This is a genomic window from Verrucosispora sp. WMMC514, from assembly GCF_027497295.1.
GTDB classification, from domain to species: domain Bacteria; phylum Actinomycetota; class Actinomycetes; order Mycobacteriales; family Micromonosporaceae; genus Micromonospora; species Micromonospora palythoicola.
In genome coordinates this window covers 5,247,924-5,268,993 of sequence record NZ_CP114906.1, presented here as the reverse complement: position 1 = coordinate 5,268,993, position 21,070 = coordinate 5,247,924, and the positions used below count along the sequence as shown (strand labels likewise).

Annotated in this window: 18 protein-coding genes; 8 read left to right on the top strand and 10 right to left on the bottom strand. The window is 70.6% G+C overall.

Annotated features, from left to right (window positions below; genetic code table 11):
• Positions 1–5: 5 nt before the first annotated feature.
• Complete coding sequence (locus O7597_RS24495) at positions 6–890, bottom strand: ABC transporter permease (RefSeq protein WP_164447330.1); 885 nt, start codon at positions 888–890, stop codon at positions 6–8.
• On the bottom strand, positions 868–1,638 hold the full coding sequence (locus tag O7597_RS24490; RefSeq protein ID WP_208020872.1) for an ABC transporter ATP-binding protein: 771 nt from the start codon (positions 1,636–1,638) through the stop codon (positions 868–870). The genes O7597_RS24495 and O7597_RS24490 overlap by 23 nt, the downstream gene beginning before the upstream one ends.
• A 777-nt stretch (positions 1,639–2,415) precedes the next feature.
• On the opposite strand from O7597_RS24490, the gene O7597_RS24485 reads away from it, so the two are divergent.
• From O7597_RS24485 to O7597_RS24470, 4 genes are all read left to right on the top strand, one after another.
• Positions 2,416–3,321 carry a LysR family transcriptional regulator gene (locus tag O7597_RS24485; protein WP_164447332.1) on the top strand — a complete coding sequence of 302 codons (906 nt, stop codon included), beginning with the start codon at positions 2,416–2,418 and terminating at the stop codon, positions 3,319–3,321.
• Between the two features lie 233 nt (positions 3,322–3,554).
• A complete protein-coding gene (locus tag O7597_RS24480; RefSeq protein WP_208020873.1) occupies positions 3,555–4,661 on the top strand; it encodes a glycerate kinase in 1,107 nt (368 codons plus the stop codon).
• Positions 4,662–4,871: 210 nt separating this feature from the next.
• The gene (locus tag O7597_RS24475; RefSeq protein ID WP_164447334.1) at positions 4,872–6,272 is read left to right on the top strand and encodes a hypothetical protein; all 1,401 of its coding nucleotides are present in this window, start codon (positions 4,872–4,874) and stop codon (positions 6,270–6,272) included.
• Positions 6,273–6,389: 117 nt separating this feature from the next.
• Complete coding sequence (locus O7597_RS24470; RefSeq protein WP_164447335.1) at positions 6,390–7,472, top strand: tartrate dehydrogenase; 1,083 nt, start codon at positions 6,390–6,392, stop codon at positions 7,470–7,472.
• Between the two features lie 69 nt (positions 7,473–7,541).
• Here the strand turns inward: O7597_RS24470 and lon are convergent, their stop codons facing one another.
• Positions 7,542–9,884 (bottom strand): endopeptidase La, encoded by a 2,343-nt coding sequence (gene lon / locus O7597_RS24465; RefSeq protein ID WP_281580844.1) that lies wholly within the window; start codon positions 9,882–9,884, stop codon positions 7,542–7,544.
• Positions 9,885–10,157: 273 nt separating this feature from the next.
• On the opposite strand from lon, the gene O7597_RS24460 reads away from it, so the two are divergent.
• Positions 10,158–10,505: an Lsr2 family protein gene (locus O7597_RS24460; RefSeq protein WP_164447337.1), complete on the top strand. Its 348-nt coding sequence runs from the start codon at positions 10,158–10,160 to the stop codon at positions 10,503–10,505.
• A 136-nt stretch (positions 10,506–10,641) separates the two neighbouring features.
• Here the strand turns inward: O7597_RS24460 and O7597_RS24455 are convergent, their stop codons facing one another.
• Positions 10,642–11,892 carry a hypothetical protein gene (locus tag O7597_RS24455; protein WP_269741065.1) on the bottom strand — a complete coding sequence of 417 codons (1,251 nt, stop codon included), beginning with the start codon at positions 11,890–11,892 and terminating at the stop codon, positions 10,642–10,644.
• Between the two features lie 286 nt (positions 11,893–12,178).
• A complete protein-coding gene (locus tag O7597_RS24450; protein ID WP_281580843.1) occupies positions 12,179–13,063 on the bottom strand; it encodes a DUF2726 domain-containing protein in 885 nt (294 codons plus the stop codon).
• 197 nt (positions 13,064–13,260) lie between these two features.
• On the opposite strand from O7597_RS24450, the gene O7597_RS24445 reads away from it, so the two are divergent.
• The 3 genes from O7597_RS24445 (at position 13,261) to O7597_RS24435 (ending at position 15,254) form a co-directional block, all read left to right on the top strand.
• Positions 13,261–13,986, top strand: coding sequence for a helical backbone metal receptor (locus O7597_RS24445; RefSeq protein ID WP_281580842.1), 726 nt, complete (start codon positions 13,261–13,263; stop codon positions 13,984–13,986).
• Between the two features lie 164 nt (positions 13,987–14,150).
• Positions 14,151–14,720, top strand: coding sequence for a hypothetical protein (locus tag O7597_RS24440; protein WP_269741062.1), 570 nt, complete (start codon positions 14,151–14,153; stop codon positions 14,718–14,720).
• A gap of 153 nt (positions 14,721–14,873) precedes the next feature.
• Positions 14,874–15,254: an FKBP-type peptidyl-prolyl cis-trans isomerase gene (locus O7597_RS24435; RefSeq protein ID WP_269741061.1), complete on the top strand. Its 381-nt coding sequence runs from the start codon at positions 14,874–14,876 to the stop codon at positions 15,252–15,254.
• Between the two features lie 94 nt (positions 15,255–15,348).
• Here the strand turns inward: O7597_RS24435 and O7597_RS24430 are convergent, their stop codons facing one another.
• The 5 genes from O7597_RS24430 to pdhA all read right to left on the bottom strand — a co-directional run bounded on the left by O7597_RS24430 (position 15,349) and on the right by pdhA (position 21,045).
• The gene (locus O7597_RS24430; protein ID WP_269741060.1) at positions 15,349–15,699 is read right to left on the bottom strand and encodes an STAS domain-containing protein; all 351 of its coding nucleotides are present in this window, start codon (positions 15,697–15,699) and stop codon (positions 15,349–15,351) included.
• 181 nt (positions 15,700–15,880) lie between these two features.
• Positions 15,881–17,140, bottom strand: a complete 1,260-nt coding sequence (locus O7597_RS24425) for an Ig-like domain-containing protein (protein WP_281580841.1) — start codon at positions 17,138–17,140, stop codon at positions 15,881–15,883.
• A 286-nt stretch (positions 17,141–17,426) separates the two neighbouring features.
• Complete coding sequence (locus tag O7597_RS24420) at positions 17,427–18,866, bottom strand: dihydrolipoamide acetyltransferase family protein (protein ID WP_281580840.1); 1,440 nt, start codon at positions 18,864–18,866, stop codon at positions 17,427–17,429.
• A complete protein-coding gene (locus O7597_RS24415) occupies positions 18,863–19,879 on the bottom strand; it encodes an alpha-ketoacid dehydrogenase subunit beta (protein WP_281580839.1) in 1,017 nt (338 codons plus the stop codon). The genes O7597_RS24420 and O7597_RS24415 overlap by 4 nt, the downstream gene beginning before the upstream one ends.
• Positions 19,879–21,045, bottom strand: a complete 1,167-nt coding sequence (gene pdhA, locus O7597_RS24410) for a pyruvate dehydrogenase (acetyl-transferring) E1 component subunit alpha (RefSeq protein WP_269741056.1) — start codon at positions 21,043–21,045, stop codon at positions 19,879–19,881. The genes O7597_RS24415 and pdhA overlap by 1 nt, the downstream gene beginning before the upstream one ends.
• Positions 21,046–21,070 lie beyond the last annotated feature (25 nt).

The following is a 21,070-nucleotide window of genomic DNA, read 5'->3' as shown; positions in this document are numbered from 1 at the left end:
GCCGGCTACGTCTTCATGCCCCATCGCACGACGGTACGCCGCTCGATGAGAATGAACACCATGTCAATCAGGAGACCGATGACAGCGATCGTCACCAGGCCGGCGAAAACGTCGGGGATGTCGAGGTAGTAACGGCTGTTGTTGATGAAGTAGCCGAGGCCGCCCCCACCGCCAGCAACGCCGAACACGAGTTCGGAGGCGACGATGGTGCGCCAGCCGAACGCCCAGGCGGTCTTCACCCCCGAGATGGTGTGCGGGAGAGCGGCGGGAAAGAGCACCTCGGAAATCATGCGCCAGCGCTTGAGGCCGATGTTGCGCCCCACCGCCAGAATCGTGCGGTTCGCCGTCCGAAAACCGGTATTGACATTGATGGCAATCGGCCAGATGACCGCGTTGGCGACCACGAAGACCAGCGCCGTTTCACTCAGCCCGAACCACAGGATAGCCAGCGGCAGCACAGCGATCGATGGCAATGGATTCAGCATCGAGGAGAAGACGACGAGGACGTCCTCCCCGAAACGCGTCCACACTGCGAGAGTGGTCAGCACGACCGCGATCAGACTGCCGAAGAGCATGCCGAGCAGCAGGACCCGCATCGTGGTGCCGGTCGATCGGAGCAGCTCGCCGTTCTGGAATCCGGCGACCAGGGCCTTGCCCACGTCCGCGGGCGAGGAGAACAGCAGGGGGTTGACGCCCGACACCGTGACGTAGAGCTGCCAACCGGTCAGCAGCAGGACGACAACGAGCACCCGTCGCAGCCATACCGGCATCGATCCCCACCGCCAGTCCCGCACCCGCCGCGGCGCGGCGTCGGTGGTGGTCGTCGGCGGCGCCGGAGTCCCCCCGGCCGGCGCGATCGTCTGTTGTTCAGTCGGTGAACTCAGCGACATCCTCGTCTGCCTCCTTACCATCCCGGTGCAGCAGGCTGCCCAAGTGTGTCCGCACGCTTCGGTACTGCTCTGAACCGACCACCTTCGCCTCCTCGGTGATCGTCACAACCTCGCGGACGACCGAGGGCGGGTCGGTCAGCACGACCACGCGATCGCCGAGGACGATGGCCTCTTCGATACTGTGGGTGACGAACAGGATGGTCACCCCGGTACGCTTCGCGATGGCGTTGAGTTCGGCCTGGAGGCGGGCGCGGGTGAGGGCGTCCAGGGCGCCGAACGGCTCGTCCATCAGCAGCATGACGGGCTCCAGCGCGAACGCACGCGCGATCGCCACCCGCTGCTTCATGCCACCCGAGAGCTGGTGCGGGTGGCGGTCGAGAGCACGGCTCAGCCCCATCATCTCCAGATAGCGACGAGCCTGTTGCTCCGCTTCGGCCTTTGTGCGGCCGTTGCGGCGCAACGGGTACGCCACGTTGTCCAGTACGTCACGCCAGGGAAACAGCTGGTCGAACTCCTGAAACACGACCGCGCGGTCCGGCCCGGGAGCGAGTGTGCGTCGCCCGGCGACGGTGATCGTGCCGTCGGCGAGGTCCAGGAATCCCGCGATGGTCTTGAGGAGGGTCGACTTTCCGCATCCGGACGGGCCGATCAACATGATCGTTTCGCCGGCGGCGACGTCGAAACTCACGTCTGCCACGGCTCGGGTGAAGGCGCCGTTGACCCGATAGCCGATCGACGCGTGAGACACGCGGAGCAGCGTGTCCGGTCGCTCGCCGGGGTGCGGCACGCTCCGTTCCGGCTCGGTACGCGGCGGGGACGGTTGAACCATGCAGGGACTCCCTTGGACTCGTCGGCTAGGCGACTGGCTCCGGTTGGTGGCCGTGGTGTTGGAACGGTCGGGTCCGTTCGTCGGCGCGCTGACACGCCAGTCGGGGCCGACCTGGACAGGTCTCGCGCCGCTTGCGTCCTAGCCGCAGGTTCCGCGGACGACGCCGTGCTGCGTCGGAGTCACCGACCGGACGGGCACGGGAGCGAGCCGGTCATGGCGATCCAACCTTCAGGGCACCTGACGCTCGCACGTCGCCCTGCATTTCGACAGGTCCAGTGGGGGTGGCGGGGATCGCGGCATCTGCTGTCTCCAAGCTGACTGTGTCCTGCAGCACAACAGTTAACTCGGCGGTCATAGTGACGTCCAAGACGCTGCATCGATCCAACCGATAGGTCGTGCCTATCGTTGCGGGGCTGACGCCCACCCGAGGGCGCTCACTCGTCCGTACGTCGGTGATGCAGAGCCGTCCGGCCGAGGAATCCTCGCCAGTAGGCGTCACCTATGTGATCCCTCGCGAACCGGCACTGGACCTATCGGCGTCAGCCTGGTTGCATGTCGGCAGGTCAGGAAGATCTGATCATGAACTTCGGCGAAAGGTGTGCGCGCATGACACACCGCAGGTTCACCATGGCTGTATCCGACGACGGCCGCCACCGACCACTGCGGCGTCGTAGCGGTGCCCGGCACTGACCGGCGATGGACGCCCGCCAGCTGCGCTACTTTCTCGCCGTCGTCGATGCCGAGGGCTTCGGCAAGGCCGCCGAACGGCTCTACATCGCGCAACCGTCACTGTCGCAGGCCATCGCCGGCCTCGAACGCGAGCTGGGCGTTGCCCTGTTCCACCGGGTCGGCCGCGGCGTGGTACTCAGCGACGCCGGCAAGCAACTGATCGGCCCGGCCCGACAGGTCATCCGGGACCTGGCCACGGCCCAGGCGACCATCGACGCCATCAAGGGAGTCGCCCGAGGCCGGGTCGAGATCACCTCGATGCCCTCCGCAGGCATCCAGCCGCTGGCACCGATCATGCAACGATTCGCCGCCGCCCATCCAGACGTCACCGTCAGTGTCAACGCCGCCTTCGTACCCGACGAGGTCATCGACGCCGTGCGGACCGGGGCCGTCGAGATCGGCCTGCTCGGTGCGCCTGACCTCGTCCGGGTCGCGGAGCTCGACATCGTGGCCCTGGAGGACCAGCCGCTGATGCTCTTCACCGCTCCCGGTGGCCCCTTTCACGGGCGTGACCATGTCACCGCCGACGATCTCGACGGTCACCGGCTCATCGCTTCGCAGCCCGGTTCCCTCATGCGGCAGCTCGTCGATCACATCCTGGCCCAGGGCAGCCAGGCCCGGCTGGTCGCCGAGGTCGCCCACCGTACGTCGATCCTGCCACTCGTCCTTGCCGGGGTGGCCGACGCGATCCTGCCCGCCGCCTGGAAAGATCTGGCCATCAGGGCTGGCGCTGACGTGCTGCCAATTCGCCCCACGGCGCATCTCCGGGTCGTCATGGTCAGTCGCCGCACCCAGCTGACGCCCGCCGCCCGAGCGTTCATCGACGTCGCCCAGGCGTACCGCGCCGAGAGACGTGATCGGCCGGTCGCCTGACAGACCGGATCGGCACCCGGGCCGGGCCTCGTCGGTCGCGTACCAAATCGACCCGACTCCGGTCCATCTCGCCGGAGCCAGTCCGATAGGCCCCACCTATGGGAGTGGTAGACCCAGCGTGTTGGACGCCGTACCGGGGCCAACCCAAGGTTGATGGGGCTACCGATCCGGCAGCCCATCGTGCAGCAGCAACCCCGGGAGGCACCGTGCCCACCAGCAGGACAACATGTCTTGTGGCACCGGACAAGTTCAAGGGCTCCCTGGACGCGACAGGGGTCGCGCAGGCTCTACGAGCCGGGCTGCAGGACGTACGTCCGGAACTCGACGTCGGATGCCGGCCGATGGCCGACGGTGGGGATGGCACACTCGCGGTCCTGACTGCCGCCGGCTTCGAGCGGATCCCGGTCACGGTCGACGGGCCAACCGGCTGCACCGTGCAGACAAGCTACGCGGCCCGTGACACGACCGCGGTGGTCGAACTCGCCAACACATGCGGGCTCAGCCGGCTACCCGACAACGTTCCCGCGCCGTTGGACGCCTCGTCGTACGGGCTCGGGCAGGTCGTCGCCGCAGCGGTGCGCAACGGCTGCCGGGAACTCGTCATCGGTCTGGGGGGCAGCGCCAGCACCGACGGCGGCGCCGGCCTGCTCCAGGCACTGGGCGCCCGGCTGCTCGACGGCGATCAGCGGGAGGTCCGGCGCGGTGGTCGCTGGCTCGCCGACGTCTCCTCCGTCGACCTGGACCCGGCCCGCGAACTGCTCCAGGGCGTCTCCGTGACGGTGGCCGCCGACGTGGACAACCCGTTGCTCGGTGCCCGGGGCGCAGCCGCGACGTACGGTCCGCAGAAGGGTGCCGACCCCGCGCAGGTCCACCACCTCGAACACGCCCTGACCCGGTGGGCGACCGTGGTGGAGCAGAGCACCGGTACGCGACTGGCCTCGTCGCCCTCGGCCGGCGCCGCCGGTGGGGTCGGATTCGCCGCCCTGGCCCTCGGCGCGAGCGTCCGCTCGGGTATCGAGCTTCTCCTGGAGTTGACCGACTTCGCCCCGGCCCTGGCCACCGCACGGCTCGTGATCACCGGCGAGGGTCAGCTCGACCGGCAGAGCCTCGCCGGCAAGGCTCCCGTCGGGGTGGCCGCCGCGGCACGCTCCGCGGGTGTGCCGGTCGTCGCGGTGGCCGGTCAGTCGACGCTCGACGCCGCCGAACTCGCCGCCGCCGGCTTCGCCGGTGTCTACCTGCTCACCAGCGTCGAACCGGACGTCCACCGATGCCAGTCGAACGCCGCCGAGCTGCTCACCGAGATCGGCCGACGGATCGCTCGGGACCATCTCACCGGGTGACGTCGGCGGGCGGTGCTGTAGCTGCGAGCGTCGCGGCTGATCAGGCGCGACGCGACGACTCATAGGAGCGCGCTATCGCGTCCAGAGGACACCGGTCTTGGACGTGGCGGCGATCACATTGGTTGAGTGAGTCGATCTCAGCCCCACCCGCGAGCACCCTCACCTTCCCCGTCCCTACTCCGTGCCTGCACCAGGCAATGAGGAGAAGCAATGAAACGAAGGTTGTTCCTCGCCTCGGCCACCGCGGTGTCCGGCGTCGCCATCGGTTCGACAGTCGCCGCCGCCCCGGGTTTCGCCTCCCACCTCGGTACCAGTTGGGCACCGCTGAAGGGCGGCAGACGCCTCTCGGATGCCGGCATCGCCGCCCGGTTGCGGCTGTTCGGCCCGGAGAACGTCGATCCTCGGACCGGCGCCTTTCCCCAGGAACGCGTCATCACATCCTGGCTGTCCAACTCGTCGTTCGCCGTGGCGGTCGGCGGACGGCTCGTCTACCTCGACACGTTCATCAGCCGGCTGGAGGTGGAACGGGGCCGGACGCCGCTGGTGATCGCCGACCTCATCGATGCCCGCCCGGACGCCATCCTGCTCGGTCATGGGCATGGCGACCACGCCGACAACGCGGCGTACATCGCGGCGATGACCGGGGCGACGATCTACGCCTCGGAGGAGACCTGTGCCGTGCTGGCCGCCGACTTCGCCCGGCTGAAGGCTGACCCGCTGGTCAACGCTGATCAGAAGACCCGGATCCCCGCCGACGCCGTCCTCCGGACCGTGCCGGTCACCAGCGCCGACTCCGTTCCCGGCACCGAGATGATCCGGCTCGACGTGCTCGAACCCTACGCCCAGGTGGTGGCCTTCCGGCACCTGCACTCGGTCGCGGTGCCGCAGGACCCGCAGTACCCGCCACCGCGTACCGAGATCCTCGTCGACCCGCGCGACGCGGCGCTCTTCCCGTCCGGCACATCCCTCACTCCGGGTTCCAGCCCGCAGCCCGGGCAGATGAACCTGCGTACCGGCGGAGGCTCCGGCGGCACCGTGAGCATCTACTTCCACATCACCCTGCGGCACGGCAGCAACTTCAGCTTCGGGTGGCAGAACACCGCGGGTGCCCTGAAGGAGGGCATCGGCAACGGCTGGTCCGGCACTCCCGAGGACGGCGAGCGCATCCGTGGCCGCCTCGCGTCGCTTCCCCAGACCGACCTGCACCTGGCGACCGCGTCGACGGCGAACTACACCAACAACGGCCTGCGCGACCTCATCCACTACCAGTCGGTCCTGCACCCACGCATCTTCGTGCCGAACCATCTGACCTCGGGCACCCGGACGCGGGAAGGCTGCTCCCTGGCCGTGTACGCCGGCTACCTGGAACAGATGGACCTCATGGAGGTGCCGGACGCCGACCGGCCGCACGTGCGGTGGGTCATCGACCCGGTCGACTATCTGCAGCCGCTCGCCTTCGACACCGACGACGACACGTGGCGCGATAAGAGCAAAAAGGACAGGATCAAGGCCCTGGACCGGATCAAGCTGGGCCGGCCCCGCGCGGTCAAGGCGTTCGTGGGTAAGCAGCGCATGACGGCCGGCGAGCACACCCACAGCTGCGAGGTGTAGTGCGGCGGGATTCATAGGCTGCGCCAATGCAACCGATCGGATAGCGGTGTTGGACGCCTATGGAACATCCGGGTTCACTGATTTGTGCCTACCAACTGCCACGAGGCCGGAGTTGCCATGAGCAATCAGCACCGTTTCCGTATCGCCGCCATTCCCGCCGACGGTGTCGGTCGCGAGGTAGTCGCCGCTGGACGGGACGTCCTCGACGCGCTGGAAGCGCGCTCCGGTGGCCGTTTCGGATTCCACTGGGAGGAGTTCCCGTGGGGCTCGGACTACTATGCCGAGCACGGAGTCATGATGCCCGATGACGGTCTGGAAAAGTTGCGCAACTTCGACGCCATCTATTTCGGCGCCGTAGGGTGGCCCACCGTGGCTGACCACATCAGCCTGTGGGGTCTCCGCCTGCGCATCTGCCAAGGCTTCGATCATTGGGCGAATGTGCGGCCGGTGAACTTTCTGCCGGGCATCACCAGCCCGCTGCGCAAGGCCGACACCGTCGAACTCGATTGGGTCGTCGTACGCGAGAACACCGAGGGCGAATACGCCGGCCTTGGCGGACGCAACCTTTCCGCCCGCGGTGCGGGCGGAGAGGTTGCCGTCCAGTCTGCCCTGTTCACCGAGGTCGGGTGCGAACGGATCATGCGGTTCGCGTTCGATCTTGCCCGGACCAGGACCCGCAAGAAAGTGGCCAGCGTCACCAAGAGCAACGCACAGCAGTACGGCATGGTCCTCTGGGACGACACATTCCGGAGGGTTGCCGCCGATTATCCGGACGTCGAGACCGAGAGTGTTCTGGTGGATGCTATGGCGGCAAAGTTCGTCCTGCACCCCGAGGACCTCTCGGTGGTCGTCGCATCCAACCTGAATGCGGATATCCTCTCTGATCTCGGCAGCGCCTTGGCGGGCAGCCTCGGCCTCGCCCCGAGCGCCAACCTCAATCCCGAACGTCGGTATCCGAGCATGTTCGAGCCGGTGCACGGGTCCGCACCCGACATCGCTGGAATGGGAATCTGCAACCCCATCGGCGCCATCGGCAGCGCCGCCATGATGCTGACCCATCTCGGCCTGCCCGACGAGGCAAAGAAGATAAACGCCGCCATCGAGGCAACGACCGCGCAGGGTCTACTGACGCGGGATATTGGCGGCAACGCCAGCACCAAGGCCGTCACCGAGGCCATCATCAAGAATCTGCCGGACTGATCGCCGTACTCCGCCGCACAAACCCCGTGGGGGCCTGGACCGACCTGCCCAGGCCCCCACGGGTGTGTCTCAGGCTGCGGTCAGACGCTGACCATCGCCGCCGAGCGACACCGCGTCGATGTCCACCGGGCGCAGCGCCAGCGCGAGGACGTCGGCGACATCGGCCAGGGTGTGCACGGTCAGCGCCTCGCGAACCTCGGTCGGCAGGTCGTCCAGGTCCGGTTCGTTGCGGGCCGGGATGATCACCTCGGTCAGTCCGGCCCGGTGCGCGGCGAGGAGCTTCTGCTTCACGCCGCCGATGGGCAGCACCCGCCCGGAGAGAGTCACCTCGCCGGTCATCCCGAACTCGGGACGTACCGGTCGGCCGCTGGCCAGCGACGCCAGGGCGGTGACCATCGTGATGCCGGCGCTGGGACCGTCCTTGGGCACCGCGCCCGCCGGGACGTGCAGGTGGATCCGCCGCCCGGCGAGGGCGTTCGGGTCCAGGCCGAGGCGACGGCCGTTGGCGCGCAGGTAGGACAGGGCGATGTGCGCCGACTCCTTCATCACGTCGCCGAGCTGGCCGGTGAGGGTCAGCCCCGGCTCGCCATCCATGCTGGTCGCCTCGATGAACAAGACGTCTCCCCCGGCACCGGTGACCGCCAGGCCGGTGGCCACGCCAGGTGTCGCGGTGCGTTCCGCCGATTCCGGCGTGTGCTTCGGCCGGCCGAGGTAGCGGACCAGGTCGTCGGCGCCGACGCGGGCGGGCGTCGGGTCGTCGGCCAGGGTCACGGCCACCTTCCGCATGATCTTCGCCAGGGCACGCTCCAGCTGCCGTACGCCGGCCTCCCGGGTGTACTCCCCCGCGATACGACCCAGCGCCGAGGGGTCCACGTCGACCTCGTCGGCGGTCAGCCCGGCCCGCTCCCGCTGCCGGGGCAGCAGGTGATCCCGGGCGATGGCCACCTTCTCGTCCTCGGTGTACCCGTCCAGGGTGACGAGCTCCATCCGGTCCAGCAGCGGCCCGGGGATGGCTTCCACCACGTTGGCGGTGGCCAGGAACAGCACATCGGACAGGTCGAGATCGACCTCCAGGTAGTGGTCCCGGAAGGTGTGGTTCTGCGCCGGGTCGAGCACCTCCAGCAGGGCCGCGGCCGGGTCGCCGGCGTACCCCACGGAGACCTTGTCCACCTCGTCGAGCAGCACCACCGGGTTCATCGAGCCCGCCTCGCGCAGCGCCCGCACGATCCGGCCGGGCAGCGCGCCCACGTAGGTGCGGCGGTGTCCCCGGATCTCCGCTTCGTCCCGGATGCCGCCGAGGGAGACCCGGACGAACGTCCGGCCGAGTGCCCGGGCGACCGACTCGCCGAGGCTGGTCTTGCCGACGCCGGGCGGGCCCGCGAGGGCCAGCACGGCACCGGAGCCGCGACCGCCGACCACCCCGAGGTCACGCTCGGCGCGCCGGTTGCGCACCGCCAGGTACTCCAGGATGCGGTCCTTGACGTCGGCCAGGCCGGCGTGGTCGGCGTCGAGCACGGCCCGCGCCGCGGCCAGGTCGGTGTTGTCCTCGGTACGCGTGCTCCACGGCATCTCCAGCACCGTGTCGAGCCAGGTACGGATCCAACCCGCCTCCGGGGAGGCGTCACTGGCCCGCTCCAGCTTGCCGACCTCGCGCAGCGCCGCCTCGCGTACCTTCTCGGGCAGGTCGGCGGCCTCGACGCGGGCCCGGTAGTCGGCCGAACCGTCCGGGGCGTCCTCGCCGAGTTCCTTGCGGATCGCGGCGAGCTGCTGCCGCAGCAGGAACTCCCGCTGCGACTTCTCCAGCCCCTCGCGGACGTCGGAGTTGATCTGCTCGGTGACCTCCTGTTCGGCCAGGTGGTCCTTGACCCAGCCGACGAGCAGTTCCAGCCGGGCCGTGACGTCGGGCGCGGCCAGCAGTTCGGTCTTCTGCCCCAGGCTCAGCCAGGGGGCGTAACCGGCCGAGTCGGCCAGTTCGGAGAGGTCGGTCATCCGTTCCATCGCGTCGATGACCTGCCACGCGCCCCGCTGCTGGAGCACGGAGGTCATCAACGCGCGGTACTCGCGGGCCAGCTCGCGGGCCCGACCAGCGGGGGCGGGTTCGTCGATCTCGGTCGCCTCGACCCACAGCGCGGCGCCGGGGCCGGGCACACCCGAGCCGATGCGGGCACGGGACAGGCCACGGATGACCGCGGCGGGTTCGCCGCTGGGCAGCCGCCCCACCTTCTCGATCGTGGCGATCGCGCCGACGGAGCCGTACTCGCCGTCCAGGCGGGGCACGGCGAGCAGCCGGCGGTCGCCGGTGGCCCGGGCCGCGTCGACCGCGGCCTGGGTGGTCGGGTCGAGGGTCACCGGGATGACCATGCCGGGCAGCAGCACGGCGTCGGTCAGTGGAAGTACCGGAAGAGTTGCCATCGAACACCTGCTATCGCGTTGGGTTGAGCGTGTCTGGCTCAAGTCACGGCAGGCCCAGGTTGTTCCTCGGTGTGACCCGGCACACGGCCCACCAGCCGCGGCGGTGCCGACCGGCCGCCGCGGCGAGCCGTGCCCACGCGGAGCAGATCCGAAATCGGGGATTCCGATGCCGCGCAAAACGCGAACCGCCGCCGGAAGCGCTTTTGTTGCGCAATTGGCGGACGATCAGTCAAACTTTGAGCACACCCCGCCAGACACAGGGAGTAATCCACGATGGCCAAACAAGTAATCACGGTGCTGACCGACGACCTCGACGGCGGAAAGGCCGACCGCACGGTCGAGTTCAGCCTGGATGGCGTGGCATACACCATCGACGTTTCCGACGAGAACGCGGGCGTCCTGCGCAAGGCGCTGGATCCGTTTATCAATGCCGGCCGGCGGCTCGGCCGTGGCGCCGCCGACACGGGCCGTAACCCACGTCGTACCATCGGTTCAGGCACCCCCGGAATGAACCGCGAGCAGAACCGCGCCGTCCGCGAATGGGCGATCCAGAACGGCTACAAGATTTCCGAGCGGGGTCGCATCCCGGTCGAGGTGACCGAGGCGTACAAGAACCGCTGAGCAGCGAGAATACCGCTCGGAACGGTTTGCGTCGGGTATGTCGCGGCCCGGGGCCGGGTCACCACAGGTTTGCTCGGCTTTCCGGCAGGTGACGGGGCCGCCCGGAATTCCGGGCGGCCCCGCCGCGTGTTCGCTGTCAGTTGACCTGGATACGCACCGCGTCGAAGGCGGGGGTCTGGTTGGCCCGCTCCGACATCGGGATGCGGTGCGAACCGTCACCGGCCCAGACCGCGCACTGTGCGATACCCGAGTCCGGCAGGCCCGGGATCTGGATGGTCACCTGGTCCGGCTCGGCACCGCCGCCACCGTCCTCGGTGGCGACGAAGAAGGCCGGCACCGGCTCCGGCGCGGGCGCCTCGTCGGTGTTGTTCAGCATCCGGCAGGCGGTGTGGAAGTGGCCACGGGTCAGGCCCTGCCCGTTGAGCAGCGAGCTCTCCAGGTAGTAGCCGCCCTGCCCGGCCGGCAGGAACCGGTCCCGGACGAGGTTGCGGGTGCTGACCTGGATCGAGAAGCCCTCGTTGCGGTTGATCTCCTGCGGGAAGTCGGTGATCAGCAGCGACGGGTTGTTGGCCGCGGCGCCGACCTCGCCGAAGGCGGTGCTGATGCAGCGGTTGCCGTTCTGGAAACCGTCGTGCGCCTGGAGCTGACTGTTGTCACAGTTGTTCGCCAGCACATCCAGTCCGTTGTTGTTGCCGCCGCCGTTGTCGCCACCGTTGTCGCCGCCGTTGTTGTCGCCACCGTTGTTGCCGCCGTTGTTGTTGTCGACCGGCTGCACCTGGCAGGTGGCGAGGTTGCCGAGGCCGCGCGGCCGGGGGCCGAAGCGGTCGATGGCGATCGTGATCCGGCCGAGGGTCGCCCGACGCTTGCTGGCCAGCGGGTTGAGGATGGCGTTACGGATGAATCCCTCGCCCCGGTCGCCCTCCCTGGCGAGCCGCTCGTCGGCCTCCGTGATCTGGGTCTGCAACGCGTTCAGGTTGCGGTCGACCTCGGCGCGGGCCCGGTCGGGCACCTGCGGCAGTCGGCTGACCACGTCCGGGCAGGCCACCGCGAGGGCGCCGGTGGTCGCGTCATCGGTGCCGTCGCGGGTTTCCTGGCACTCCTCGACGGTCTGCTGCCCGTCGCCCCAGTGGTTGACCACCCAGCGGCCGTTCTGCCAGGTGCGGGTCGTGGTGGCGCCGCGAGCGGTCGGCGCGGTGGCGCCGGGGCTGGGCTCGACACATTCGGCCGCCACCGGTCGCTGCTGCTGGTTTGACCGTCGGTCACCGGCCGACGAGATCTGGGTCACGGCGACGACGCCGCCGAAGACAGCGAGCGTGGCGCCAACGGCCAGAAGTCGCTTGGTCCGCGCGTTACCGGTTGGTCGGCGCGACCGGGTTGACCTGCGCATCGAATTGCTCTCCTTCTCGATCCGGTTCCTGATTCGTGACTCGACGGACCGAACGGAATCTTGGTGGCACGCTCGACGGTGACCGCCTGAACGCGCCGGTGGCACGTCGACGAACGACGATGCCCTTTCCGCACCGTCTCCCGCGCCTGCCGGTGCGGGTTGGGGAGTTCCTGTCCATTCGCGGTGAGGTACGGGCCCGCTCCGACGGCGGTTCAAAGGCCGCGGACTTTTTTTCGATGTTTCTTTCCGCGCCCGGCCGGTCACCGTCCGCCCGGACCGGCACCGTTCAGGAGGCGGTCACCGCGGGCAGCAGATGGTCGTAGGCGAAGTCACCCACGAGTTCGTCACGGCGGTCCCGCAGCCGCCGGATGTCGGCGAGCAGATCCTCGCGTGGCAGCAACGGCGGCTCACCCGCCTCGACCGTCCGCAACCGCTCCCCGACCGCGAGGACGGCCAGGTCCTCGGCGAACCGGGACGGCTCGACGCCGCAGGAGAGTCCGTACGCCTGCGTGGTCACCCGTTCCACAAGCAGCTGACCCGGACGCACCTCGGCCCAGCTCCAGCCCTCGGCCGGACCTCGCGTCCAGTGCACGTGCAGCCCGCGCAGGATGGGGTCGGCCAGTCGTCGCGCCACGTACGCCTGCACCGCCTCGACCCGGGCGAGCGCGCCGAGGTCGTTGACCGCGCCCTCGCGCCCGTCGGGCAGTCGGCCCACGATGTCCCGGAATCCGACCGCCACCACGTCCGAGCGGGCGGCACCGGCGGCGTACCGGCGGGCGTCGACGAGGTACGCGACGATCCGTGGCCCGTGTCCGGCGGTACGCAGGGTGGCGGAGACGATCCGCAGCAGCGGCAGGCCGGTCGCGGCGGCGACGGCTTGCGTGGTCCGCGCGGCCCGCCTGGCGGTGGCGTCGGTCGACGGAGCGTGGAACTCGACGGCGAACTCGGGCCGTCCGGTCGCGGCCGTGCAGACCACGTGGTCGAACAGCGTCCGGCTGGCGGTGTTCCACTGGCTGGCCGTGAGACCCGGTGGGCGCCGCCGGACGATCTCACCCAGGCGCAGGCCGGCGTGCACCCGCTGCTCCCCCCGGACCAGCACTGGTCCACGACCCGCGTTCTCCGGCACCGGGGCCAGCTCGCGGTCGTGGCCACCGTCCATCGTGGTACCCATGAGTCCTGCCCAACCTCTCCTGGCGGGTCGGCGGCCGCTGAACCGGACCGCGGCACGCGACCGGCTCGACAAGGGTCTCCTCCCGCCGGCCGACCGAGTCTAGGATGACGATCATGCCGGCGGCTCCCCCGGCGGGCCGTCGGTGACCGGACGATGGTCGACGGCGGTCACCCGGCGGCCGGCCGAGGAGGTCAACGGTGCGGGTGGTGTCCCTGGTGCCGTCGCTGACCGAGGCGGTGGCGACGACCCTGCCCGGGCTGCTGGTCGGCGCCACCGACTGGTGTACCCATCCGGCGGACCTGGACGTGCCACGGGTCGGCGGCACCAAGTACCCGGACCTGGATCGGGTCCGTTCGCTGCGCCCCGACCTGGTCCTGCTCAACGTCGAGGAGAACCGGCGTGCGGACGCCGATGCCCTGGCCGCGGCCGGCGTACCGGTCCGGGTGACCTATCCGCGCACCGTGGACGGTGCGCTGACCGAGCTGGCCGAGCTGCTGCGCGCTCTGGGCTACGTAGGGCAACCGCGGTGGCTGACCCAGGCTCGTGCCGAGTGGGCCGCGCTACCGGCGACCCCGGTCCTCCGACGCGCGGTGGTCCCGGTCTGGCGGCGTCCCTGGGTGGTGCTCGGCGCCGACACGTTCGCCGGGGATCTGCTGCGGCGGCTCGGCGTCGCCAACGCGTACGCCGACCAGCCGCAGCGCTATCCGCGGCCGAGCCTGCCGCAGCTGCGGGACCAGGCACCCGAGCTCGTCGTGTTGCCGGACGAGCCGTACCGCTTCACCCGCGACGACGGGCCCGAGGCGTTTCCCGGGGTTCCCTGCGCCCTGGTGTCCGGCCGCCACCTGACCTGGTACGGGCCCTCGTTGGCCGAAGCTCCCGCACTGTTGGCCGCGCAACTGGCCGACCTGTACGTCGCCCACTGACCCGGGCGGGCGTCCCCGGTGCCGGCCGGCCCCGGTCAGCGGTCCCGACGAACAGGGGCCGAAGGTCCCGGCCGGTAACGGCCCGCCGGCCCTGATCGCCACCTGCCCTCCCCACGTCCAATGGAAGTGCCACCGGGACACGCGGTGCGAAGCAGAGAAGGGACGTGGACATGATGACCGCGATGATCGAGCGGAACACCGCCGCCGAGACCCCGGTGGCCGAGACCAGCCAGGACCAGAACCTCCGTACCCGGGCCGCCCGCTGGCTGCTCGCCGGGCTCCGCCTGGCGCTCGGTTGGGTCTTCCTCTGGGCCTTCCTGGACAAGGTGTTCGGCCTGGGCTTCGCCACCGAGACGAAGAACGCCTGGATCAACGGGGGCAGCCCGACCAAGGGCTTCCTCAGCTTCGGTGCCGCCGGCCCGTTCCAGGGCTTCTACAACGGCATCGCCGGAGCCGCCTGGGCCGACTGGCTCTTCATGATCGGCTTGGCCGCCATCGGTACGGCACTGCTGCTCGGCATCGGGGTGCGCGTCGCCGCGGCGACCGGTGGTCTGTTGCTGGTGCTGATGTGGACGGCCGTCCTGCCGCCGGAGAACAACCCCTTCATGGACGACCACCTCGTCTACGCCGGCGTGCTGGCCCTGATCGCGGTGACCAACGCCGGTGACACCTGGGGGCTGGGTCGCACCTGGGCGCGGTTGCCGATCGTCAAGCGGTTCGGCTGGCTCCGCTGACCCTGATCACCTCCCCGAGGCGGGCGTCACCCACGGGTGGCGCCCGCCGACACCGTGTCCGTCCGGATCGGCCGCGTCGGTGCACGTCGCGCACCGGGCCGGAGCATCCGGCAGGATGGTGCTGACCGGAACCGACGCACCAGGAGAATCCGCATGAACCAGGCAGCGAGCAAGCCCGAGATCGGCCCGATCGAGGGCACCCCGCCGGCCGACCTCGTGATCGAGGACATCACCGTGGGCGAGGGCCCGGAGGCCCAGCCCGGACAGGTGGCCCGGGTGCACTACGTCGGCGTGTCCCACTCCACCGGCGCGGAGTTCGACGCCTCCTGGAACCGGGGCGAGCCGTTCGACTTCCCGCTCGGTGGTGGACGGGTCATCGCCGGCTGGGACCAGGGCGTGGTGGGGATGCGCGTCGGCGGGCGTCGCCGGCTGACCATCCCGCCGCACCTCGGGTACGGCAGCCGGGGTGCCGGCGGCGTCATCAAGCCGAACGAGACGCTGGTCTTCGTGGTCGACCTGCTCGGCGTCCGCTGACGTCGGGCGTCCGGCGCCGGCCCCGTGCCCGGCGCCGGACGCCCGCTACCCACCTACCGGCATGCCGGCACCGGCGGCCGGGCGGCGTCGACCCTCACGCCGCTGCGAGCACCCGCTCCGGCGTGCCGCCGACGACCGGGATGACCCGCCCCAGGCCGGTGGCCCGCAGCACCCGCTCCACCAAGGGCGGCGGGTCGACCAGCACCAGGTTGCCGCCCTGCGACCGCACCCAGAGCCGGGCCGCGACGAGGGTGCGGACCCCGGCCGCGGAGAGCAGCCGGACCCCGGAGAGATCCACCCGCAACTCGGTGCGGGTGGGGGCCGCCCAGAGCGCGGCGCGGAACGCCGCGACCGTGGCGATGTCGATCACACCGACCACGCGAACGCACACCGCGTCGCCGGACACGACGGTCTCGACGTGGAACCGTTCCTCGCGCTCTCGCATACGACGAACCTATCCCCCACCACCGACACTTCCACCCTGCTGAGAGGTGGTTCCGGGTAAGCCCAGGGCATGACCCGCAGGCCGCCCGGCTCCACCCTAGGGAGCAACCCCGGCCCCCGGGTGACCAGCCGCGAGGAGACGCCGGGCCGACCCACGGCGGGCGGCCCGGCGTACGCCTGGGTCAGCCGCCGCTCGCCGACGGTTGCGGCTCGGGCGAGCCTCCGGCGACCGCCCCCGGGTCCGGCGCCTGGGTGGGCGTGGGCCGCAGGCCGGCCGGCACCGGCAGCGCGCTGCCCTTGGCGAACTGCTCCCAGCTGACGTTCCACGCCGTCCAGCCGTTGCCCTCGTTGAGTGGGACCTCGGTGCCCTTGACGGTGACCAGGTCACCGACCTGCGTGACACCCATCAGCCAGTCCGCGTTGGCCGCCGACAGGTTGGTGCAGCCGTGCGAGACGTTCGTGTAGCCCTGATCCCCCTCCGACCAGGGTGCGCCGTGGATGAACTCGCCGCCCCAGGTGAGCCGCTGCGCGTCCTCCACGTCGACCACGTACGGGTCGGCCGAGCCCCGGGTGTCGAACGTGGTGAAGTCGTGCTTCTCCATGATCACCATCTTGCCGCTAGAGGTCGGCGTGCTCGGCTTGCCGAGACTGACCGGCAGCCTGCGCAACAACTTGCCGTCGCGGATCACCGACATCTGCTTGGTCGCGTTGTCGATCTCCAACTCGACCTGCCGACCGATCTTCGAGGTGGCCCGCCGGTCGGCGTCACCGACGCTGTCCTTGCCGATCGGCAGGCCCTCCAGCGCCGAGCGAACCTTGATCGTCGTACCCGGTCGCCAGAAATCGGGCGCCCGGTAGTAGACCTGGCTGCCGTCGGACACCCAGGACCAGGTGCCCGGCTGCGGCGGATCGGTTTTCACGAACAAACGGCGCTGCACATCGGCCCGCGCCTCTTTGGGAATTGGCGGGTCGAAGGCGACGGTTACCGGCATGGCAGTTCCGTACGTCCGGTCACCGGCGAAATACAAAGTGCTGACGATGGCTGGTTTGGATGATTTGGGCTGGGTCGTGAACGTCGTCCGGCGGGTGACGGTCTTTCCGGAGTCGCCGGTCGCGGTGACCTCCGCGGTGTACGTCCGCTTCGGCTCCAGTGTCCGGCTCGGCACCCAGCCGCTACCGTCCTCCCGGGGCTCCGCCGCGACCGCCGTGCCCTTGTCGTCGGTGATCCGCACGGCGGTGACCCGCCCGTGCTTGACCACGGTGCCGATCTCCCCGGTGATCGGCACGTCGCGGGTGCCCTCGGCCGGCGTCACGGACAGTTCCGGGTTTGCTCGCGCCTCGGCTGGCTGCCCGGTCCGGCGGTCGCCGGTGCACGCGCCAAGCGCCAGCGGTGCCGCTGCGACACTCACCGCCAACAGCGTCAGTCGCCGCCTCAACATCATGATGCGTCCCCCCGTTATCGCCGCTTCCTCCGCACATTCTCGCCAGCTCGGCACCGACGTTTCCGTGGTTTCGACCAAGAGCGGGAAACATTGCCTGGAGAGGCTTTTCCGTAATCGCACCGGGGGAACGGAAAATGCCAGCGACGACGGTTCGGGCGATACTCGGCCGAGTGTGGCGCGATGTCCGCCGCCGTACCACTGATCCGGTCGGACGCGTCCGCACCCGGACGGCGGTCGATCGAGGGGCCGTCCCGGGTGGGACGGGCCCCTCGCTCGACCTGAGCCGTCAGACCGCCGCGATCAGCAACCCGGGTTGCTCGACGCAGTCCGCCACGTGCCGCAGGAATCCGCCGGCCACGCCGCCGTCGCAGACCCGGTGGTCGAAGGTGAGACTCAGCTGCGTCACCTTCCGGACCGCGAGCTGCCCGTCGACCACCCACGGCTTGTCCACGATGCGGCCGACGCCGAGCAACGCCGCCTCCGGGTGGTTGATGATCGGGGTCGACCCGTCGACGCCGAACACCCCGTAGTTGTTGAGCGTGAAGGTTCCTCCGGTGAGCCGGGCCGGCGGCAGGTCGCCCGCCCGCGCCGCCGCGGTGGTGGCGGCGAGTTCGGCGGCCAGTTCGGTGGTGGTGAGCCGTTCGGCGTCCCGCAGCACCGGCACCACCAGGCCCCGGTCGGTCTGGGCGGCGATGCCCAGGTGCACCCCGGCGGACTGGACGATGCGCTGCCCCTCGGTGTCCACCCGGGCGTTGAGCTGGGGGTAGCGACGCAGCCCGGACAGACAGATCCGGGCGAGCAGGGCCAGGATGCTCACCGGTCGGTCCGGGTGGGCGGCGTTGATCGCGGCCCGGGTCTGGAGCAGGGCGGTGGCGTCGGCGTCCACCCAGATGGTCACCTCGGGGATCTCCCGCCGGCTGCGCGACAGCTTGTCCGCGATGGTGCGCCGGATTCCGGTCAACGGGATGACCAGATCCTGGGCACCGACCGGGGCCGGGTCTCCCGGTGCCGGTCGTTGTTCCGTTGTCGCCGGCCGGTCCGAAACGGCGGTGAGCCGGGCAGTGACGTCGGCCGGCACCCCGGTGACGTCGCGGGCCGCCGCCTCCACGTCGGCCCGGCGGACCACACCGCCGGGCCCGCTGCCGCGTACCGACGCCAGGTCCACCCCATGCTCCCGGGCCAACCGCCGCACGATCGGCGAGATGACAAGCGGCTGGGCCAGTTCGGGCGGGCCGGGCTCCCGGTCGGCCACCGCCACCACCGCCGGCCGGCCGGCACCGGACGGGGTCACTGCCGCACCCGAGGCCGCCGGGGCGCTGCTCGCGCCCGACGCGTCCGTGGCCGCGGCGAGCCGTGGCCGCCGACGCCGGCGGGAACCGCCGTGGCCGGTGCCGTACCCGATCAGCACGTTGCCGGAGCCGGCCCGCTCCTCCTCGCGGTAGACCGCGTGCCCGGACGGCTCGCCTCCGTCGGCGCGACCGCTCACCGGCGCGGCGACGGTGATCAGGGGTTGGCCCACCGGGCGTACCTCACCCTCGGCGCCGTGCAGGGCGACGACCCGACCGGCGTACGGGCAGGGCACGTCGACGACGGCCTTGGCGGTCTCCACCTCGACCACGGTCTGATCCACGGTGACCACGTCACCGACCGCGACGCGCCACTGCACGATCTCCGCCTCGGCGAGACCCTCACCGAGGTCGGGCAGCAGGAAAACCTTCTCGGTCATGCCGCGCCGCCCTCGGTCAGCCAGCGCCGGTCGGGCTGGTCGTCCCACTGCAACCGGGCCACCGCGTCCAGCACCCGGTCGACCGACGGGAGGTGGGTGTGCTCCAGCATCGGCGCCGGATACGGGATGTCCAGCCCGGAGACCCGCAGCACCGGGGCGTGCAGCGCGTGGAAGCAGCGCTCCTGCACCCGGGCGGCGATCTCCGCGCCGACTCCGGCGAAGCCCTGCGCCTCCTGCACCACCACGCACCGCCCGGTGCGGCGTACCGAGGCGGCGACGGTGGCGTCGTCGAACGGCACGATGGTGCGTACGTCGACCACCTCCAGGTCCCACCCCTCGTCCCGGGCGGCCTCGGCGGCCTCCAGCGCGACCGGCACCGCCGGGCCGTACGCGACAAGCGTGGCGTCGTGTCCGGCCCGCCGCACGACCGCCCGGCCGAACGGCTCGGTCCGGGTCGGCAGCGCGGTCTCGGCGCCGGCGAAGTAGAGCTTCTTCGGCTCCATGAACACCACCGGGTCGGGGTCGTCGATCGCCTCCCGCAGCAGCGAGTACGCGTCGTCGACGGTGGCCGGGGTGACCACCTTCAGGCCCGGGGTGTGCGCGTAGTACGCCTCCGAGGAGTCGCAGTGGTGTTCCACGCCGCCGATCCCACCGGCGTAGGGCACCCGGATCACCATCGGCACGCTGAGCGCGCCACGGGTGCGGTTGCGCAGCTTCGCCACGTGCGAGGCGATCTGCTCGAACGCCGGGTACGCGAACGCGTCGAACTGCATCTCGACCACCGGCCGCAGCCCCGACATGGCCAGCCCGACGGCGAACCCGACGATGCCGGCCTCGGCCAGTGGGGTGTCGAAGCAGCGTTTGTCGCCGAAGCGGGCCTGCAGGCCGTCGGTGATCCGGAAGACCCCGCCGAGCTGCCCGACGTCCTCGCCGAAGACCAGCACCCGCTCGTCGTCGAGCATCGCGTCGGCGAGCGCGGCGTTGAGCGCCTTCGCCATGGTCATGGTGGCCATCAGGCGTCCTCCTCCGTCGCCGCCGCCAGCTCGGCGCGCACCTGCTCCCGCTGTTCCACGAGCTGTGGGGTGGGTTCGGCGTAGACGTGGTCGAAGAGGCTGAGCGGGTCGACCGTCGGCTGGTTGTTCATTCGTTCCCGCAGGTCGGCCGCGTACGTCTCGGCCTGCTCGGCGATCTCGGCGACCGCCGCGTCGTCGAGCACGCCCCGGCCACGCAGGTAGGTCTCCAACCGGGCCAGCGGATCGCGGTCGCGCCACGCCTCGACCTCGTCGGTGTCGCGGTAGCGCGAGGCGTCGTCGGCGTTGGTGTGCGGCTCCATCCGGTAGGTGTGCGCCTCGACCAGGAACGGTCCCTTGCCGGCACGCGCGTGCGCGACCGCCCGGGTGAGCACGGCGAGCACGGCCACCGGGTCGTTGCCGTCGACCTGCTCGCTGGGTACGCCGTAGCCGACCCCCTTGTAGGCCAGCGACGGGGCGGCGGTCTGCCGGGACAGCGGGACGCTGATGGCGTACCTGTTGTTCTGCACGAAGTACACGACGGGGGCCTTGAACACGGCGGCGAAGTTGACCCCCTCGTGGAAGTCGCCCTCGCTGGTGGCGCCGTCGCCGATGTAGACCAGGGCCACGGTGTCACGCCCCTGGTACGACTCCCCGTAGGCCAGACCCGCGGCGTGCACGCACTGGGTGGCCAGCGGCGTGCACTGCGGTGCGGTGCGCCGCAGCGCGGGGTCGTACCCGCAGTGCCAGTCGCCGCGCAGCAGCGTCAACACCTCGACCGGGTCGATGCCGCGGGCGGTCAACGCCATCGACTCCCGGTAGGTGGGGAAGACCCAGTCGTCGTCGCGCAGCGCCAGGACGCCGCCGACCTGGCAGGCCTCCTGGCCCCGGGAGGACGGGTAGACGGCCAGCCGGCCCTGCTTGGTCAGCGCGGTGGCCTGGGCGTCGAAACGGCGGCCGACGACCATCCGCCGGTACATCTCGCGCAGCGCCTCGACGGGCGGTTCCGGATAGTCGGCGCGGGCCGGCAGCAGGGTGCCGTCCGGGTCGAGCAGCCGGACCGGTTCGGTCTCGGGCAGCAGGCCGGCGGCGGGGTCGGGCGCGGTCGGGGTCGCCGGCCGCCGCTTGCGCGGAGATGCCCTGCGGGCCGCCTGGGGGGTGGTGGTCACGGCGGAACCTCCTGGACGAGTGGTG

What these genes read in the sequence shown, in the direction of transcription:
- O7597_RS24495 (WP_164447330.1), bottom strand. Translation starts at nt 890, where the DNA reads ATGTCGCTGAGTTCACCGACTGAACAACAGACGATCGCGCCGGCCGGG.
- O7597_RS24485 (WP_164447332.1), top strand. Translation starts at nt 2,416, where the DNA reads ATGGACGCCCGCCAGCTGCGCTACTTTCTCGCCGTCGTCGATGCCGAG.
- O7597_RS24475 (WP_164447334.1), top strand. Translation starts at nt 4,872, where the DNA reads ATGAAACGAAGGTTGTTCCTCGCCTCGGCCACCGCGGTGTCCGGCGTC.
- O7597_RS24470 (WP_164447335.1), top strand. Translation starts at nt 6,390, where the DNA reads ATGAGCAATCAGCACCGTTTCCGTATCGCCGCCATTCCCGCCGACGGT.
- lon (WP_281580844.1), bottom strand. Translation starts at nt 9,884, where the DNA reads ATGGCAACTCTTCCGGTACTTCCACTGACCGACGCCGTGCTGCTGCCC.
- O7597_RS24460 (WP_164447337.1), top strand. Translation starts at nt 10,158, where the DNA reads ATGGCCAAACAAGTAATCACGGTGCTGACCGACGACCTCGACGGCGGA.
- O7597_RS24455 (WP_269741065.1), bottom strand. Translation starts at nt 11,892, where the DNA reads ATGCGCAGGTCAACCCGGTCGCGCCGACCAACCGGTAACGCGCGGACC.
- O7597_RS24450 (WP_281580843.1), bottom strand. Translation starts at nt 13,063, where the DNA reads ATGGGTACCACGATGGACGGTGGCCACGACCGCGAGCTGGCCCCGGTG.
- O7597_RS24435 (WP_269741061.1), top strand. Translation starts at nt 14,874, where the DNA reads ATGAACCAGGCAGCGAGCAAGCCCGAGATCGGCCCGATCGAGGGCACC.
- O7597_RS24430 (WP_269741060.1), bottom strand. Translation starts at nt 15,699, where the DNA reads ATGCGAGAGCGCGAGGAACGGTTCCACGTCGAGACCGTCGTGTCCGGC.
- O7597_RS24425 (WP_281580841.1), bottom strand. Translation starts at nt 17,140, where the DNA reads ATGATGTTGAGGCGGCGACTGACGCTGTTGGCGGTGAGTGTCGCAGCG.
- O7597_RS24420 (WP_281580840.1), bottom strand. Translation starts at nt 18,866, where the DNA reads ATGACCGAGAAGGTTTTCCTGCTGCCCGACCTCGGTGAGGGTCTCGCC.
- O7597_RS24415 (WP_281580839.1), bottom strand. Translation starts at nt 19,879, where the DNA reads ATGGCCACCATGACCATGGCGAAGGCGCTCAACGCCGCGCTCGCCGAC.